The following is a 15,717-nucleotide window of genomic DNA, read 5'->3' on the forward strand; positions in this document are numbered from 1 at the left end:
CCGACCGGATCTTGATCCGGCCGCAACGAATCGCCAGAGTGGGCTGATGACCCCGCCGGAGGACGTCGAGGTCCGTACCGCCGCCGCGGCCGACCACCCGACGGGAGCTGCGATGAGCTGGGGCCGGCTCGCCGCCGCCTGGGCCGCAGCCTTCGCGGTGCGTACGTCTACTGGGCCCTCGGTGGTGCCGCCGGGCTCGCCACCTCGGCTGGCGAACAGCTGGCGGCCGACCGTCCGGGCTGGTTCGTGACCCTCGGACTGTGGGGGGGTCGCCGCCCTGCTGATCATCGCCGCACGCCTGGGCGTCGCACTGCGCCGGTCGGTGGTCGCCGGCCGCGTCCTCGTTTTTCTCGGCGCCGCCGTCGGGCTGCTCCTCCTACTGCGCGGGCTGGGCATCGAACTGCTCCTGCTCGCCGGGGGCCCACGACGGCAACGCGGCGATGACGGCCGGACAACGGCACTGGTCCCTGGTGCTCCGGAACCCTTGGTTCGTCGCCGGTGGGGTGGCCTTCCTCCTGGCCGCTCGCGCGGCCGGCCGCACGGGCCAGCTCAGACCGAGACGGCCGTCGGCTCCGGGACCAGCGTGACCCCGAACCTCTCCTGCACGCCGGCGATGACCTTCTCCGCGAAGGCCATCAACTCGGTCGCGGTCGCGCCCGGCTCGGTGGTGAGCGCGAGGCTGTGCTTGGACGACGTCCCGACCCGGCCCTCACGGGTGCCCCGACCGTAGCCGGCGTTCTGCACCAGCCAGGCGGCGCTGAGCTTGACCCGGCCCTTGCCGGCCGGCCAGCTCGGGCAGCCTTCGACCGCGGCGGTGTGCGGCACGACGGGGTTGGTGAAGAACGACCCGGCGCTGCGGGAGTCGCGGTCGGCCGGGTCCCAGACCATGCCCTTGCCGCGACGCAGCTGCAGCACGGCCGCGCGGACGTCGTCCAGCGGCGCGGTGTCGCCGATGTCCACGCCCAGCGTGGTGGCCAGCTCCGCGTAGGTGACCGGCCGCGACCGGCGACCCGGGAACAATCCGAAGGTCACCGTGAGCACGACCAGCTCACCGGGGCGCTGCTTGAGCCGGCTGTTCCGGTAGGAGAACCCGCAGTCGGCGGGGCGGAGGACCCGCTGCCGGCCGGCGGCCCGGTCCCACACCCGGACGGCGGTGATCGTCTGGGCGACCTCCTGGCCGTAGGCGCCGACGTTCTGCACCGGGGTCGCGCCGGTCGACCCGGGAATCCCGGACAGCGTCTCGACGCCGGCCAGCCCGTCGGCCACCGTCGCCGCGACCAACTCCTCCCACGACTCCCCGGCCTGCACCTCGACCTCGACGGTGCGGGCCGCGCAGCGGTACGACAGCCCGCGGGTGCGCACCAGCACGACGTCGCCGGCCCACCCCTCGTCGGGCGCGACGACGTTGGATCCGCCGCCGAGCACCAGCAGCGGCCGGCCGGCGGCGTCGGCGTCGCGGACGGCGGTGACCAGCTCCTCGGCGGTGGTGACCTCGACAAGTCGGTCAGCCGGGCCGCCGACCCGCAAGGTGGTCAGCTCGGCCAGGGAGGCGTTCCGGCGTACCAGCACACACCCACGCTAACCGTCGACCGGACTACCCTGCGGAACGGTGAGCGAGTCGGGCCGGGACCACACCGCACGGGCGACCTTCGCCCCGGTGCGCCGCGCTCCGCGGCTCGCCGCCGGCCGCGCCCGGGCCCTCGGCCTCCCCACGCGGGGAACGACGAACGCCAACCGGCTCCGCCGTGTCGACCGCTGGCTGCTGGCCACCCAGGTCCCCCGGCTCCGCGACGCCGCTCGGCCGCTGGTCGTCGACCTCGGGTACGGCGCCTCCGCGGTCACCACGCTGGAACTGACCGACCGGCTCGCCCCCGTCGTCCCCCGGCTGGAGGTGGTCGGGCTGGAGATCGACCCGTCCCGGGTCGCCGCCGTCGCCGGGGACAACGACCCGCCCCGGGTCGACTTCCGCCTCGGCGGCTTCGAGTTGGCCGGGCTACGGCCGGTGCTGGTGCGCGCGTTCAACGTGCTCCGCCAGTACGACGAGGAGTCCGCCGCCCGCGCCTGGGAGACGATGTGCGGAGCCCTGGCGCCGGGGGGGCTGCTGATCGAGGGCACCTGCGACGAGTGGGGACGACGGGCGAGCTGGGTGGCCCTGGACGAGGACGGGCCGCTGGCCCTCACCCTCGCCGCCCGGGCCAGCGACCTGGAGCGTCCCTCCGACCTGGCCGAGCGGCTCCCGAAGGCGCTGATCCACCACAACGTGCCGGGGCAGCCGGTGTACGAGTTCCTCGCCGCGTTCGACCGGACCTGGGCCGCCGCCGCCGGGTTGTCGACGTTCGGCCCGAAGCAGCGCTGGACCGCCGCCGTGCAGGCGTTGGCCGACGACGGCTGGCCGCTGGTCGGGTCGACCCGGCGGGCCAGGCACGGCGAGGTCACCGTGCGCTGGCCGGCCGTCGCGCCGGCCTGAGCCCGCGCCGCACCCGCCCCGCCGTGTCAGCTGGATGCCGGCGGGCACGATGGGTGAGTGAATCGGCGACGGAGGTCCCCCGCCCGGGCCGACCACACCGCTGCTGCACTGGCGGTCCCGGGCCGAACCAGGGTCGGTGGCGGCACTGCCGAGCTGCTCGCCGACGCCGACCGGCCGGACTCGTGGCAGCTGCTGCTCGACGGGGTGCCCCAGTCCCACGTCGACCTGGCCGACCCCCCGTACCTGGAGTTCGAGTACGTCCGCCGGATCGGGCACGTGCTGGACCTGGTCGGGGAGACAGGGGCATCGCTGGACGTCGTCCACCTCGGCGGCGGCGCGCTGACCCTGCCCCGCTACGTCGCCGTCACCCGGCCGGGCTCCCGACAGCGGGTCGTGGAGGTCGACCAGGCGCTGACCGACCTGGTCCGCAGTTCCCTGCCGCTCCCCCGGTCCGCCCGGGTGCGCGTCCGGGCGGACGACGCCCGTGCGGGGCTGGCCACCCTGCCCGACGCCAGCGCGGACGTCGTCGTGGTGGACGTCTTCGCCGGCGCCCGCACCCCCGCCCACCTGACCACGCTGGAGTTCGCTGCCGACATCGCCCGGGTGCTCACGCCCGGCGGCGTGACCGTCTGGAACGTCTCCGACGGACCACCGCTGCGCTTCGTCCGCGCGGAGGCCGCCACCCTGGCCGCCGTCTTCGGGCACGTCGCACTGCTCGCCGAGCCCGGGACGCTGCGCGGCCGGCGGTTCGGCAACACCGTGGCCGTGGCGTCGGACACCGAGCTGCCGGTCGCCGCGCTGATCCGCCGGTGCGCCGGGGACCCGATGCCCTCGCGGGTGGTGGCCGGCGACGACCTCATCGCCTTCCTCGGGCAGGCGCAGCCGGTGACCGACGCGGCGTCGGAACCTTCACCGCAGCCGCCGGCAGGCATCTTCGGCCTCTGAGCGGGCACCGTCGGCTCGGCACCGACCGTAGGGTCGGGGCATGACCTCCCCCGCATACCGCCGTCTGACCCGCGACACCCGGCACAAGGTCATCGCCGGGGTCTGCTCCGGTCTGGCCCGCCGTTTCGGCCTGTCCCGTACCGGCCTGCGGGCGGCCTTCGTGGTCTCCTGCGTGCTCCCCGGCCCGCAGTTCATCGCCTACCTCGTGCTGTGGGTGCTGATGCCGTCCGACGACGCGTACTGAGCCGGTCAGGCCGCCGGGACGTCCGGGCTGGCCGGCGGCGGGGGCACGGCCATCATCGTGGCCTGCATGGCCGCGACCAGTCGGGACGTTCCCGCACCGTCCAGGGCGTGCACCTCACCGCGGGTGACCACGATGGTTCGCCCGGCGCGCAGCACGGTGGCCGTCGCCCGGAAGCACTCGCCCGCCGCCGGCGCCAGGAAGTTGGCGGCGAAGTCGACCGTGAGCACCTCGCGGTCGGCCGCCATCCGGGTCAGCGCGGCGTAGCCGCAGGCGGTGTCGACCAGGGTGGTCACCGCGCCGGCGTGGGTGTAGCCGAACTGCTGACCGAAACGGGGGTCGCGGGGCATCTCCAGGACGACCCTGCCGGGGCCGACCTCGACCATGGTTGCGCCGAGTGTGCGGGGCATCGTCTGGCGGGCGAAGCTCGCCCGCACGCGCGCCTCGACTGCTGGGTCCAGCAGTTCCGCGTCCGCGAGGCCCGGACCGTTCACCAGCTGCTGTTACCCCGGCGGAGCCCGCGGATCGCCGGGCGCACGTCGACCAGGTAGACGATCGCGGCGATCACGGCGGGGAGGCCGAGGAAGCTCAGCGGCCCCACGAAGTACAGGAGCAGTGTGGCGATGGCGGTGATCGCCAGCCAGCCCGGCTTCGTCAGCTTGCCGGCGGCCACGAACGCCGCTGCCGGCCGGACGAGCGCGTCGACGAAGGCCCACACGGCCAGCGCCAGGACGCCCAGCCGGACGACCTCCATCACCAGACCGTCAAAAGTGCCCATGCCCGGAAGGCTACCCGCGGACGGGCCCGGCACGACGACAGCGAACGGCCCGGCCACCCGAATCGGGTGGCCGGGCCGTCGGCCGGTGCAGGAACAGGTAGTCAGTCGGTGACCGTGGTGCTCTCGGCCGGGACGGCGGTCGGGTTCGGCACCGGGGTGCTGGTCGACGCCGCGGGCGTCACCGTGGCCGACTGCTCGACGGTGGTCGTGCGGGCCGGACCATTGTCGGCGGTCACCTCGACGGCCGGCTTCTTCGGGGCCCTCACGGCCGGCCGGGTGGTCGAGCGCACCCTCCGCTTGGCGGTGTCGGCGGCGACCTCGGTGTCCTGCTCGGCCTCCTGCACGGCCTTGTCGGCGCGCGCCTTGGTCTTCTGCGCCACGGAGGTCACCCGGTCCGACGCCTCGCCGACGGTCTCGGCGGTCTCGGCCAGGGTCTCCTCGACGGTGTCGGCGACCACGTCGACGGCCTGCTCGGTGCGGCCGGCGACCCGACGGACGACGGGCTGGCTGCGCAGCTCCTCGACGACCTTCTCGCCGCGGCCGGCCAGCTCGGTCAGCGTGCTGACGGCCTGCGCGCGGGCGGCGCCGACCAGGGAGGTCACCGTGCCCAGGACCGTCTCCGGCCGCACAGTGGCGGCGACGGTGCTGACGGCGCTGCGGGCGGAGTGCGCGGCGTCGCCGGCCTGCTCGGCGGCGGAGGCGGCGCGAGCGCGGGTCTCGGCAGCGGCCTGCGCGGCGCGCCCCCGGGCCAGCTCGGCACGGGCCCGCGCCTCCTTGACGGCCAGGTCGGCCTGGACCTGCGCGTCACCGGGCAGCGCCTCGGCGCGGGAGCGGACGGTGCCGACGGCCGCGAGGGCGCGGTCGACGGCGACGTCACCGGCGCCGATGGCGGCCAGCAAGCCGGTCCGGCCGGACTCGACGACGGTCTCGGTGTAGTGCTTCAGGGTGTCGGTGCGGCTCATGCCAGCTCCTCCTGTGTGGTGGTGGACGGTGTGGCGGTGAACGGTGCGGTGCGTGTGGGCACGGTGGCCATCGGGGCGCTGACGGCGGCGTCCCGGGCGTAGGTCTCGTAGAGCTCCAGCAGGACGGCCTTGTGCCGCTCGGACAGCGCCTCGTCGGCGCGGATCGCGGCGACCGTGCCGGCCGTGCCGGAGCGGCGGTCGAGGATCCCGGCCTGCTCGTAGAGCGTCTCGGCCGAGATCTTCAGCCCGCGGGCGATCGACGAGAGGATCTCCGCCGAGGGCTTCCGCAGGCCCCGCTCGACCTGCGACAGGTAGGGGTTGCTCACCCCGGCGGCGCGGGCCAGCTCCCGCAGGGAGACCTGGGCGGCGCCGCGCTGGGCGCGGATGAAGTCACCGACCTGTGAGGTGACGGTGTCCGAGACCGTGCCCGCCTCGGCGGCGGCGCTGGCCGCGGCGGTGGCAACGGTGTCCCGGACCGAGCTCACCTGTCCGCGGACGAACTCTGTGGGCTTCTGCACGTCCCCACCGTAACCAGGGGTGCTAGCTCTTGCAAGCGCGGTGCTAGCACAGTGACGCAGGTCTCGGTCCGGCGGGTGACACCCGTCAGTCCGCGAGGACGGCGCTGGCCCGGATCTCGCCGACCACGCCCGCACCGCCGGACACCGGGGTGGTCACCCAGCGCGCCAGCACCTCGGCCGAAACCCCCAGCCGCAGCAGCCCCGCGGTGAGCGCCGGCAGTCGGCCGCGGTCACCGCCGTCGTCCATCTTCAGCGCCACCGCGCCGGCGCCGGGCAGCGCCGCCACGTGCACACCGTCCGCACCGCCCTTGACCAGCAGCCCGTCGACGGCCTGCATCAGGTCGGTGTCCTCGCGGCCCGTGCCGGCCACCAGCCACGGATGGGCCCGCATGGCGTCGGCGACCCGCCGTCCGGGGGTGCCGGGGGCGGCCTGCACCAGGGACAGCAGACCCCGGGCCAGCCCGGTGAGCGAGAGGGCGTGCTGCGGCGCGCCACACCCGTCGATGACGACGGCCGACACCGGCTCGCCGGCTGCCTCGCCCAGCCGCGCCTCGATGAGCTGCTGGAGCGGGTGCGCGCGGTCCAGGTACCCCCCGGTCGGCCAGCCGGCCGCCACGCACGCGGACAGCATCGCCGCGTGCTTGCCGGAACAGTTCATCGCCGCCCGCTCGGGAGCCCGGCCGGACACCAGCCAGTGCGCGCGGGTGTCCTCGTACATCGGCAGCGCCGGCGGGCAGCCGAGGTCGTCGGGGCCCAGGCCTGCGGCGTCCAGCAGGCTGAGCGCCAGCTCGACGTGGCCGTCCTCACCGTTGTGCGACGCTGCGCCGATCGCCAGCTCCCGGTCGTCGCGCGGCTGCCAGCCGGCGGCCAGCAGCGCGGTGGCCTGCACCGGCTTGTTCGACGAGCGGGGCAGCACCGGGCGCCCGACGTCGCCGGCCGAGAACAGCGGTTCGCCGTCGGCGCCGAGCACGACGAGCGCGCCTCGGTGCACCGACTCCAGGAAGCCCGAGCGCCAGGCCTCGACGAGGACCGGCGCGTCCGGCCAGGGGGCGGAGGAAGCCTGCGAGGGAGCGGACACCGTGGTCGTGCTCAGTGCCGGGACTCGTCGGCGAGCAGCTGGGCCACGTCGGCCAGGCCCTCGCGGTAACGGCGGCCGAGCTCACCGGCGAGGGCGTCCATCACCTGCTGGACGCCGCGGCGGCGCTGGGACAGGCCCCGCTCGCCGTCGCCGAGCGCGCGGGCGGCCCGCTCGAGCTGGTCGTCGGGCAGCGCCTGCACGTCGGACAGGTCGTCAGCCGGGGTGAGCGAGGTGACCCAGTGCTCGAGCCGCTCAGGCGCGGAGGGCTGCACCGTCTGGTGGCGCCCCAGCCCGTGCGCCGGGCCCCGCCCCTTCTCCGACAGGATCTCCGGCAGCAGGTCGACCAGCGACCGCCCGTCGTGTTCGGCGCGGCGCTGCAGCTCGCGTCGGACGATGTCCAGCCGGCCCTGTAGGAGACGCCGGGTGTAGGAGAGGTTGACCTCCGCCTGCTCGGCCTGCTGGCGCAGCGCGCGCACGTCGGGCATCGAGAGGTTCTCGACGCCGTCCAGGAAGGCCGGGTCCAGCAACTCGTCGACGGCGGTGCCGCCGGCGGGCGCAGGGGTCGGGACGCTCACTTGCCCTCCTCGCTGACGCTCGTCGGCCGCGTTCCCAGCGGTGCTGTGCTCCTGCGTTCGCTCGCGAGCTCGCTCACGGGACAGCCTCCACGGGGTTCGGGGTCAGGCCCAGCATGCGCCGGGCCTCGTCGGTCGACAGTGGTGGGCGCTGGGCGATCCGCGCCAGGCCGGCGGCACGGGCCACCAGTTGGGCGTTGTCGCGCACCGGTTCGCCGGGCGCGTAGGTGAGCGTGTCCTCCATGCCCACCCGCAGGTGGCCGCCGGCCGAGAGCGCCGCGAGCATCACCGGCAGCGAGGTGCGGCCCACCCCGGTGGCGGCGAAGGTCGCGCCGGGCGGCAGCGCGGGCAGGCAGGCGGCCAGCGCGGCCGTCGTCCCGGGCATGCCGCCGGGGACGCCCATCACCAGGTCGACGTGCACGTGCCCGCCGGCCGGAGGGCCGTGCCGGTCCAGCAGCCGGGTCAGGGTGGCCAGGTGGCCCAGGTCGAAGGCCTCGTACTCGGGGATGATGCTGCGCTGCTGCATCTGCGTGTGCAGCTCGACGATGAGGTCCCAGGGGTTGCTGAACACGTCCCGGCCGAAGTTCACCGTGCCCAGTGACAGCGAGGCGGCATCCGGCTCGGCGTCGAGCACCGCTAGCCGGGCGTCCGCGGGGTCGGTCACCGCGCCGCCGGTGGACAGCTGCACCACCAGGTCCGAGCTCTCCCGGACGGCGGCGACCACCTCGCGCACCCGCGGCAGGTCCAGCGTCGGACGGGTGTCGGCGTCCCGCACGTGCAGGTGGAGGACGGCGGCGCCCACCGCCTGGCCGTCCCGGGCGGTGGCGGCGACCTCCTCGACCGTCACCGGTAGTGCGGGGACGTCGGCCTTCGCCGACTCGGCCCCGGTGGGTGCCAGGGTGATGAGCGTGCCGCGGGTCACCCGCGGATCGTCCCAGACCGGACCGCGCGCACGCGCTCCCGGGCCGCCACCTGCGCGTCGTCCAGCTGTCCGGCGGCCTCGTCCTCGTCGATGACGGCCACCGCCTCACCGACCCGCAGCTCGACTGGTTCCGACCCACCCTGCCCACCCAGAACCGACTGCTTGACCAGCGCCAGCGCGATGACGCCCAACTCGTGGTGCCGCACCGCGGTGCCGATCCGGCCGACCTCCCGGGTGCCCGATGACAGCGGCGTCCCGGGGGCGGGGAGCACCTCGCTCATGCCGTCCAGGTGTAGTAGCACCATGCGGCGCGGCGGGCGGCCCAGGTTGTGCACCCGGGCGACGGTCTCCTGCCCGCGGTAGCAGCCCTTCTCCAGGTGGACGGCGGTCTGCAGCCAGGAGACCTCGTTGGGGATGGTGCGGTGGTCGGTGTCCACGCCGGCCCGGGGGCGGCGGGCCTCGACCCGCAGCGCCTCGTAGGCGTCGAACCCGGCCAGCGAGGCACCGGCGGACAGCAGCGCGTCGGCGCGGGCGGCCAGCTCGGCCCGCGGGACCAACAGGTCGACCACGGCGGCGCTGCCGTCGCCCAGCGCGGGCATCCGGCGGACCCAGCCGCCGCCGTTCAGCGCGGCCACCGCACCAGTGCCCTCGGGCACCGGCAACCCGGCGGCGGTGAGCACGTCGTCCCCGCGCGGGCCGACCAGGGAGAGCAGCGCCCACTGGTCGGTCACCAGCGCGGGGTCGACCCGCAGCATGAAGCGCATCCGGTCCAGGAAGGTGACCAGCGCGGCCCCGGTGCCCGGCTCCACGTCACCCCAGGTGGTGTCGGCCAGCTCGGTGAGGACGACGTGGTGCTCGACGTGCCCGTTCGGCGAGAGAACCAGCGCCTCGGTGCCGCGGGCGTCGCCCAGCCGCTCGAGGTGCTGGCTGGTCAGGCTGTGCAGCCAGCTCAGCCGGTCGGCGCCCGGCACGACCAGGACGTCGCGGTCACTGCGGTCGACCAGGCCGGCGCCCTCGGCCAGCCGGCGCTGCTCGGGCAGCGGGTCGCCGTAGTGAGCGGCCACCGGCCCGGTGCCGCCGCCGGTCAGGGACGGCGCGACCGCCCCGGGGCGGGACAACAGCGGGGAGCTGGGCGCGGAGCCCATGGGTGGGCCGGCGGTCGCGTCGCTGGGCGGCGGTGCGGCGGGGAGGAGGCCGGGGTGCTGTGTGGGCGGGGGGGTGGTCATGAGTGCTCCGTCCGGATCTTCTCGGCGCAGGCACGGCAGGTGCCCGACAGCGCCACGTGGCCCACGTCGACGGTGAAACCCAGGTCGGTGGCCAGACGTTCCGCCGCCGCCTCCATGAGGCTGGGGTCCACCGAGGTGATCTCGCCGCAGACCTGGCACACCACGTGCAGGTGGGCGTGCTCGGCGGCGTGGTAGACCGGCGCGCCCTTGCCCAGGTGGGTGTGCCACACCAGGCCGAGGCGCTCCAGCAGTTCGAGGGTGCGGTAGACCGTCGAGGTGTCCGGCGCGGCCCCGACGGGGCCGGCCTCGGCGCGCAGCCGGGCGCCGATCTCCTCCGGGGTGCCGTGCTCCAGCACAGCCACCGCGGCCAGCACGCGTTCGCGCTGGCTGGTCAGCCGCAGGCCCTCGGCGCGCAGCCGGCCGGCGAGGCCGGGAGCGCCACGCTTCCCAGACACGTGGTCAGCCTAGGCCTCCGGGCAGCCGCCGGCCCGGCGCCGGCCCGTCGCCCATCCGGCGGCCGGGGCAGGTCGCCGGTACGCTGGCCCATGGTGCGCCGGGAAGTCTGGTCGGCAACTCCTGACCCGACGCCGCACCCCGGAGCCGCCTCGTGACCACCCCTCCCCGCCTGTTCGGCCGCGGCTCCTACCCCGAGGTGACGCGCATCAGCGCGGTGCTCCGCAAGGAAACCGTCGGCGGCGCCCTGTTGCTGGCCGCCACTGTCCTGGCGCTGGCCTGGGCCAACTCTCCGTGGGCCGGCACCTACGACTCGTTGCGCGATGCCCGGGTCGGGCCCGGATCGCTGCACCTGGACCTCACCTTGGGCACCTGGGCGGCGGACGGTCTGCTCGCGCTCTTCTTCTTCGTCGCCGGCCTGGAGCTCAAGCGCGAGTTCGTCGCCGGCGACCTACGGGACCCGCGGCGGGCCGCACTCCCGGTCGCGGCGGCGGTGGGCGGCATGGCCGTGCCCGCGCTGCTGTACGCGCTGGTCAACCTCGGCGCCGGCGACGGCGCGCTGGCCGGCTGGGCGGTCCCCACCGCCACCGACATCGCATTCGCCCTCGCCGTCCTCGCGGTGATCAGCACGCATCTCCCGAGCGCGCTGCGGACCTTCCTGCTGACCCTCGCCGTCGTCGACGACCTGCTGGCCATCACGATCATCGCGCTCTTCTACACCACGGCACTGTCGATCGTCCCGCTCCTGCTGGCCCTCCTGCCGCTGTCCCTCTTCGGGTTCCTGGTGCAGCGGCGCATCCGGTGGTGGTGGTTGCTGCTCCCGCTCGCGGCGGCCACCTGGGTGCTGGTCCACGAGTCCGGTGTGCACGCGACCGTGGCCGGCGTGCTGCTGGCCTTCACCGTGCCGGTGATGCGCAGCGATGCGGCCGGCGGTCCTGATGCCGGCCGGGGTCTGGCCGAGCACTTCGAGCACCGCTTCCGGCCGATCTCCGCGGGATTCGCCGTTCCGGTCTTCGCCTTCTTCGCCGCCGGCGTCACCATCGGAGGCCTGTCGGGCCTGGGCGCCGCCCTGCGCGACACCGTGGCCCTCGGCATCGTCGTCGGCCTCGTCGTCGGCAAGGCGCTCGGCATCACCGCCTCGACCTGGCTGGTCCAGCGGTTCACCCGCGCCCAGATGGACGAGGACCTCGGCTGGCCCGACGTCGTCGGGGTCTCCCTGCTGGGCGGCATCGGCTTCACCGTGTCGCTGCTCATCGGCGAGCTGGCATTCGGCCCCGGATCGTTGCGGGACGAACACGGAAAGGTCGGGGTCCTCGTGGGCACGGTGGCCGCCGCCCTGCTGGCCGCCGTGCTGTTGCGGCTGCGCGACCGCCGGTACCGCCGGATCGCCGCCGAGGAAGAGCGGGACGTCGACGCCGACGGGGTCCCTGACGTCTACCAGCAGCCGTCCGCCGAGAGCTGAGAAAACGGCGTTGCCGACCGCTCGGAGCCGTCGTACCGTCGAGACACACGAGAGAGGAGGTGGTCCGAAATTGCATACGTCCAGGACACGTGAGGTGGCTGTCCGCTAGCCGCCGTCCAGATGGGCCGCCCGTTCAGACTCTGCTCGATCTCGACAGGGCCTGAGCGACGGCATCCCGCGCGTCCGTCGTACGGCGGCGGGCGAGAAACGGACAGTCACCCGACCCCCGGGCCGCCGACCAATGTCCAGTCGGCCCGCGAGTCGCTCGACCCCATACGCTGGGGCCGAGCGCCGCGGAACAGCCCGGGGGTTGTCCGTCCTCTCGCACGTGTTCGCGGCAGTCCGAGGGGAGACGCCGTGCAGTTCGCCGGCCGCGCCGTGGCGCTGGACACCTCCGCCGGCGCCTGGCTCACCGAGGCCTTCGCCCGCCGCCCCTCGACACGGTCGCCTCCCTCGTCCCGGCCCGCTTCGAGGCCGTTGCGCGGGTCTTCCACCCCGCCGTCCGCTACGTCGGCGATGACGACGTGGAGGTGCCCTGGGCCTCCGTCGCCGATGCCAACAGCACCGTCGCGCACCCGCTGATGCAGTGGGGGTCGGTCACCGGCTCGATGGAGTACTTCGAGAACGACGACCAGGAACCGCTCTGGCACGGCGCCCCAGCGCGTGGCCACCTCCCGGTGCCCGTCGCCGCTCGGCTGATCGAGGTGCTGGCTCCGCACACCACGACCCCGGACGTCTGCTGGTTCGGGGTGCGGCAGGGCGGCGCGGTGATCGCCGACCATCCCACCCTGACCCTGGGCGACCGGGAGTTCTGGCTGATCAACGGCTCGATCGAGCTGGCCACCGTGAACTTCGCCGCCGAGCCGTTCGAGCAGAGTGCGAACCTCTGGTGGCCGGCCGACCGCGCCTGGCTGGTGGCGACCGACATCGACCTGGTGTCCAGCTACGTCGGCGGCACCGCCGCCTGCATCGCCGAGCTGCTCGCCCGCCCGGACCTGGAGGCGTTCCCGGCCGAGCCGAAGCAACGCGTCACCTGGGACGCCGACCAGGTCAACCCGCCCCCAGCTGACGCCCCCGACTGACCGGCCAAAATGGCCATTCTGGCCGGTCCCACCCACCCGGGAGCGACCACCTCGGGGGCCAAAATAGCCATTTTGGCCCCCGAGGAGCCGGTCAGAGCTGGGCGAGCTCCGCGGCGAGGTCGTCCAGGCCCAGGCTCCCCTGCGACAGCGCCGCCATGTGCCAGGCCTTGAGGTCGAAGCCGGCCCCACGGGCCTGCTGGGCCGCGGCCCGCCCGGCCAGCCACGCCCGCTCCCCCAGCTTGTAGCTGATCGCCTGCCCCGGCATACCCAGGTAGCGCACCAGCTCGCTGTCCAGGAAGGCGCTGTCCCGACCGCAGTACTCGCCGAAGAACGCGCGGGCCAGCTCCGGGGTCCACGGCTGGCCGCGGTGCTCGGCGAGCGCGCCGTCGGCGTCGTCGGGAATCGGCAGCTCCAGGTGCATGCCGATGTCGACCACCACCCGGACCGCCCGCATCTGCTGGGCGTCCAGGTAGCCCAGCCGCGTGCCCGGGTCGGTGAGGAAGCCGAGCTCGTCCATCAGCCGCTCGGCGTACAACGCCCAGCCCTCGACGTTCGCGCCGACCGACCCCAGCGACGTCTGGTAGGTCGACAGCTCCCCGGAGACGTACGCCCACTGGGCCAGCTGCAGATGGTGGCCCGGAACGCCCTCGTGGTACCAGGTCGAGACCAGGTCCCACAGCGGGAAGCGCTCCTTGCCGAGGGTCGGCAGCCAGGTGCGGCCGGGCCGGGAGAAGTCCTGCGCGGGGCGGGTGTAGTAGGGGGCGGCGGCGCTGCCGGGCGGGGCGATCATCGCCTCGACCCGGCGGATCGGCTCGGCGAGGTCGAAGTGCACGCCGTCCAGTGCATCCATCGCCTCGTCCATCATCTGCTGCAGCCGGACGCGCACAGGCTCCACGCCGTCCACGGCCTCGCCGTGCTCGTTGAGCCAGCGCATGGCCTCCATCGGCGTGGCGCCGGGGAGCACCTGCCCGGCGGCGGTCCGCTGCTCCTCGCGGATGCGCAGGTGCTCGGCCCAGCCGAAGGCGTAAGCGTCCTCCAGGCCGGTTTCAGCGCCCAGGTCGGTGCCGTTCCAGGCCTGCGCGAAGCGCGCGTACCGCTCCCGCCCGACGGCGTCGGGCGTGCCTTCGGCCTGCGGTGCGTAGGTGTCGCGCAGGAAGTCGCGGACCTCGGCCACCGCACCGTCGGCGGCGGCTGCCGCGGCGTCCAGCTCGGCCCGCAGCTCATCGGGGCCTGCGGCGACCACGCCGGCGAAGTACGGCCCGGCCAGCCACTCGTCGAGCTGGCCGACGACGGTGTGTACCTGACGCGGCGCGGCGAAGAGGCCCTGCGCCGCGCCCGCGGTGAGCGTGGCGACGTAGCCGCGGTAGGCCTCGGGCACCCGCGCCAGCCGGCGGGCGAGCACCGACCAGTCCTCGGTGGTCTGAGTGGGCATCATCGAGAACACCTGGCGCACCGAGTGCACCGGGGAGAACAGGTTGGACAGTTCCCGGAACCCCTCGCCGGCCTCGTGCTGGTCGAGGCTCGCGGTCAGCCGCTCGCGCAGCAGCCGGGCGCAGCGCAGCTCGACGAGGTCCTCGGACAGCGCCGGGTCAGCTGCCAGCACCCGGTCGAGCTCGGCCAGCGTCGACCGCTGCAGCGCGGCTTCAGCCTCGAGTCCGGCCGGGCTGAGGTCGGGCAGCCCGTCGCTGGCCGGCGTCTGGCCGAGGGAGGTGGCGACGATCGGGTTGAGCTCGCAGACGGCGTCGACGTAGGCGTCGGCCACCTGCCGCGGGCTGGTCGTGGTCGGGGTGGGGGTGCTCACGGAAGTCAGCGGATCCTCTCCAGTCGGGCGGACATGGTGGGCCGCAGCGGTGCGTCGCCCGCGGCCCGGTCGACGGCGTACATCAGCGCGCCCTCGACGATCCCGTAGAGCCGGGCGGCCCGGCTCACGTCGGGGTGGTCCGGGGTCCGGGCCAGGACGTCACTGGTCAGCTCCCAGCTGGTGGTGGTGCGGGCGGTGCCGACGTAGATCTCCACAAGGCCGTCCGGGGAGCACACCAGCAGCTCCACCTCGTCCTCGCCGCGCGGGCGCCAGAACCCGGACTCCCGCTGGTCCGGGCCGGCCACTGTGCCGTCGTCGGACAGCCGCCAGGTGCGGGACTCGTAGATGAGGAAACCGCGCCCGTCGTGGGCGAAGCGGACCCACTGGCCGAAGCGGTGGTCGCCCGCGCCGGCCGCCTGGCCCTCACCGTGCCACTCACCCAGGAGTGGGAGCACCGACAGCAGTTCGTGCGCGACCTCGGGACCGACCCGGACGTCGACGGTGTCCTCGACCGGTAGCTCGGTCGGTCCGGTGGCCGGCCCCTCGGGGAGCCCGGGCGGCGTGCTCATCGACCCACCTCCGGTGCAAAGCCGGGACGGCTACGCCGTGCTGTCGAGCGCCTCATCGGGCGCGCCCCGACCGGTCGGCGATGCGCTCGCGGCGCGTCAGCCGCCACGCCGAGGTGGCACAGCCGGCCGCGGCCAGCACAGTGCAGGTGATCAACACCCAGGCAGAGACCAGACCCATGGCCGCCACCGTATCCGCGGCCTCACACCCCGGCAGCCGGCGCCCCGGCGGTGGCCTCTCCGACCGAGGTGCGGACGACGTCCTCCCACGGGGTCGCGGTCAGCGCGAAGGTCGCGGTCGTCTCCGACTAGAGCGTGTCTGCCAAAGATTGGCGGGTTGGTGGGCGACGCTGGACGAATGTTGCGTACCGACGAGATCCCGGACGAGTTGTGGGAGTTGATCCAGCCGGTGCTGCCTGCCGGCGGTCATCAGGGCCGGCCGTGGAATGACCACCGACTGACGCTCGAGGCGATCATCTGGCGGTACCGCACCGGGTCGCCGTGGCGTGACCTGCCCGATCACTTCGGCGCGTGGCAATCGGTGTGGGAACGCCACCGTCGCTGGTCTGACGACGGCACCTACGTGCGGATGTTCGCCGCGGTGCGCGCCGCAGCCCCTGAGCGCGATGAGCAGCTGCGCAACC

The 15,717-nt window shown here is 74.5% G+C and carries 20 protein-coding genes; 7 read left to right on the forward strand and 13 right to left on the reverse strand.

What is annotated here, in order from left to right; all coding sequences use genetic code 11:
- The first annotated feature begins 46 nt into the window (after window positions 1–46).
- Window positions 47–250: a hypothetical protein gene (locus BLW04_RS26480; protein ID WP_175483855.1), complete on the forward strand. Its 204-nt coding sequence runs from the start codon at window positions 47–49 to the stop codon at window positions 248–250.
- Between the two features lie 299 nt (window positions 251–549).
- Here the strand turns inward: BLW04_RS26480 and BLW04_RS02185 are convergent, their stop codons facing one another.
- The gene (locus tag BLW04_RS02185; protein ID WP_091536681.1) at window positions 550–1,569 is read right to left on the reverse strand and encodes a UDP-N-acetylmuramate dehydrogenase; all 1,020 of its coding nucleotides are present in this window, start codon (window positions 1,567–1,569) and stop codon (window positions 550–552) included.
- Between the two features lie 40 nt (window positions 1,570–1,609).
- Here BLW04_RS02185 and BLW04_RS02190 point away from each other — a divergent pair, with 40 nt between their 5' ends.
- From BLW04_RS02190 to BLW04_RS02200, 3 genes are read left to right on the forward strand one after another with little or no spacing between them, the layout of a single operon-like run.
- Window positions 1,610–2,467: a class I SAM-dependent methyltransferase gene (locus BLW04_RS02190; protein WP_091536683.1), complete on the forward strand. Its 858-nt coding sequence runs from the start codon at window positions 1,610–1,612 to the stop codon at window positions 2,465–2,467.
- A 57-nt stretch (window positions 2,468–2,524) separates the two neighbouring features.
- Window positions 2,525–3,412, forward strand: a complete 888-nt coding sequence (locus BLW04_RS02195; protein ID WP_254780952.1) for a spermidine synthase — start codon at window positions 2,525–2,527, stop codon at window positions 3,410–3,412.
- A gap of 40 nt (window positions 3,413–3,452) precedes the next feature.
- Complete coding sequence (locus BLW04_RS02200; protein WP_091536686.1) at window positions 3,453–3,656, forward strand: PspC domain-containing protein; 204 nt, start codon at window positions 3,453–3,455, stop codon at window positions 3,654–3,656.
- Window positions 3,657–3,661: 5 nt separating this feature from the next.
- On the opposite strand, the gene BLW04_RS02205 is transcribed toward BLW04_RS02200, so the two are convergent.
- The 9 genes from BLW04_RS02205 to BLW04_RS02245 all read right to left on the reverse strand — a co-directional run bounded on the left by BLW04_RS02205 (window position 3,662) and on the right by BLW04_RS02245 (window position 10,164).
- Window positions 3,662–4,147 (reverse strand): PaaI family thioesterase, encoded by a 486-nt coding sequence (locus BLW04_RS02205; RefSeq protein WP_217630787.1) that lies wholly within the window; start codon window positions 4,145–4,147, stop codon window positions 3,662–3,664.
- Complete coding sequence (locus BLW04_RS02210) at window positions 4,144–4,431, reverse strand: DUF2516 family protein (RefSeq protein ID WP_091536688.1); 288 nt, start codon at window positions 4,429–4,431, stop codon at window positions 4,144–4,146. Before BLW04_RS02210 ends, BLW04_RS02205 begins: the two co-directional genes overlap by 4 nt.
- Before the next feature lie 101 nt (window positions 4,432–4,532).
- Window positions 4,533–5,393 (reverse strand): hypothetical protein, encoded by an 861-nt coding sequence (locus BLW04_RS02215; protein ID WP_091536691.1) that lies wholly within the window; start codon window positions 5,391–5,393, stop codon window positions 4,533–4,535.
- Entirely contained in the window at window positions 5,390–5,911 is a 522-nt protein-coding gene (locus BLW04_RS02220; RefSeq protein ID WP_091536692.1) for a helix-turn-helix domain-containing protein, read from the reverse strand. Before BLW04_RS02220 ends, BLW04_RS02215 begins: the two co-directional genes overlap by 4 nt.
- Before the next feature lie 85 nt (window positions 5,912–5,996).
- Window positions 5,997–6,989 (reverse strand): asparaginase, encoded by a 993-nt coding sequence (locus BLW04_RS02225; protein ID WP_217630788.1) that lies wholly within the window; start codon window positions 6,987–6,989, stop codon window positions 5,997–5,999.
- Between the two features lie 11 nt (window positions 6,990–7,000).
- The gene (locus BLW04_RS02230) at window positions 7,001–7,564 is read right to left on the reverse strand and encodes an RsiG family protein (protein ID WP_091536697.1); all 564 of its coding nucleotides are present in this window, start codon (window positions 7,562–7,564) and stop codon (window positions 7,001–7,003) included.
- Between the two features lie 73 nt (window positions 7,565–7,637).
- A complete protein-coding gene (locus BLW04_RS02235; RefSeq protein WP_091536700.1) occupies window positions 7,638–8,483 on the reverse strand; it encodes a beta-keto acid cleavage family enzyme in 846 nt (281 codons plus the stop codon).
- Window positions 8,480–9,709 carry a CAF17-like 4Fe-4S cluster assembly/insertion protein YgfZ gene (locus tag BLW04_RS02240; RefSeq protein ID WP_254780953.1) on the reverse strand — a complete coding sequence of 410 codons (1,230 nt, stop codon included), beginning with the start codon at window positions 9,707–9,709 and terminating at the stop codon, window positions 8,480–8,482. The genes BLW04_RS02235 and BLW04_RS02240 overlap by 4 nt, the downstream gene beginning before the upstream one ends.
- Complete coding sequence (locus tag BLW04_RS02245; RefSeq protein ID WP_091536702.1) at window positions 9,706–10,164, reverse strand: Fur family transcriptional regulator; 459 nt, start codon at window positions 10,162–10,164, stop codon at window positions 9,706–9,708. The genes BLW04_RS02240 and BLW04_RS02245 overlap by 4 nt, the downstream gene beginning before the upstream one ends.
- 152 nt (window positions 10,165–10,316) lie before the next feature.
- Here BLW04_RS02245 and nhaA point away from each other — a divergent pair, with 152 nt between their 5' ends.
- Window positions 10,317–11,624, forward strand: a complete 1,308-nt coding sequence (gene nhaA / locus BLW04_RS02250) for a Na+/H+ antiporter NhaA (RefSeq protein WP_091536705.1) — start codon at window positions 10,317–10,319, stop codon at window positions 11,622–11,624.
- 530 nt (window positions 11,625–12,154) lie between these two features.
- A complete protein-coding gene (locus BLW04_RS02255; RefSeq protein WP_254780954.1) occupies window positions 12,155–12,706 on the forward strand; it encodes a hypothetical protein in 552 nt (183 codons plus the stop codon).
- A 91-nt stretch (window positions 12,707–12,797) separates the two neighbouring features.
- On the opposite strand, the gene BLW04_RS02260 is transcribed toward BLW04_RS02255, so the two are convergent.
- Genes BLW04_RS02260 through BLW04_RS29105 form a run of 3 tightly spaced genes read right to left on the reverse strand, consistent with a single transcriptional unit; the run spans window position 12,798 to window position 15,254 of the window.
- Window positions 12,798–14,507, reverse strand: coding sequence for a DUF885 domain-containing protein (locus tag BLW04_RS02260; RefSeq protein WP_254780955.1), 1,710 nt, complete (start codon window positions 14,505–14,507; stop codon window positions 12,798–12,800).
- 5 nt (window positions 14,508–14,512) lie between these two features.
- Complete coding sequence (locus BLW04_RS02265; RefSeq protein WP_091536710.1) at window positions 14,513–15,076, reverse strand: heme-binding beta-barrel domain-containing protein; 564 nt, start codon at window positions 15,074–15,076, stop codon at window positions 14,513–14,515.
- A 52-nt stretch (window positions 15,077–15,128) separates the two neighbouring features.
- Complete coding sequence (locus BLW04_RS29105) at window positions 15,129–15,254, reverse strand: hypothetical protein (RefSeq protein ID WP_256375453.1); 126 nt, start codon at window positions 15,252–15,254, stop codon at window positions 15,129–15,131.
- Window positions 15,255–15,431: 177 nt separating this feature from the next.
- Between BLW04_RS29105 and BLW04_RS02270 the strand changes: the two genes are divergently transcribed.
- Window positions 15,432–15,717: transposase (locus BLW04_RS02270; RefSeq protein ID WP_139306700.1), on the forward strand; the 286-nt coding region annotated here is incomplete at its 3' end.

Source organism: Modestobacter sp. DSM 44400, from assembly GCF_900107175.1.
In the GTDB taxonomy this organism is placed as follows: domain Bacteria; phylum Actinomycetota; class Actinomycetes; order Mycobacteriales; family Geodermatophilaceae; genus Modestobacter.

Excerpts from the sequence above, each read along its gene's own strand:
- BLW04_RS26480 (WP_175483855.1), top strand. The coding sequence starts at position 47 with ATGACCCCGCCGGAGGACGTCGAGGTCCGTACCGCCGCCGCGGCCGAC.
- BLW04_RS02200 (WP_091536686.1), top strand. The coding sequence starts at position 3,453 with ATGACCTCCCCCGCATACCGCCGTCTGACCCGCGACACCCGGCACAAG.
- BLW04_RS02210 (WP_091536688.1), bottom strand. The coding sequence starts at position 4,431 with ATGGGCACTTTTGACGGTCTGGTGATGGAGGTCGTCCGGCTGGGCGTC.
- BLW04_RS02215 (WP_091536691.1), bottom strand. The coding sequence starts at position 5,393 with ATGAGCCGCACCGACACCCTGAAGCACTACACCGAGACCGTCGTCGAG.
- BLW04_RS02240 (WP_254780953.1), bottom strand. The coding sequence starts at position 9,709 with ATGACCACCCCCCCGCCCACACAGCACCCCGGCCTCCTCCCCGCCGCA.
- BLW04_RS02265 (WP_091536710.1), bottom strand. The coding sequence starts at position 15,076 with ATGAGCACGCCGCCCGGGCTCCCCGAGGGGCCGGCCACCGGACCGACC.
- BLW04_RS29105 (WP_256375453.1), bottom strand. The coding sequence starts at position 15,254 with ATGGGTCTGGTCTCTGCCTGGGTGTTGATCACCTGCACTGTGCTGGCC.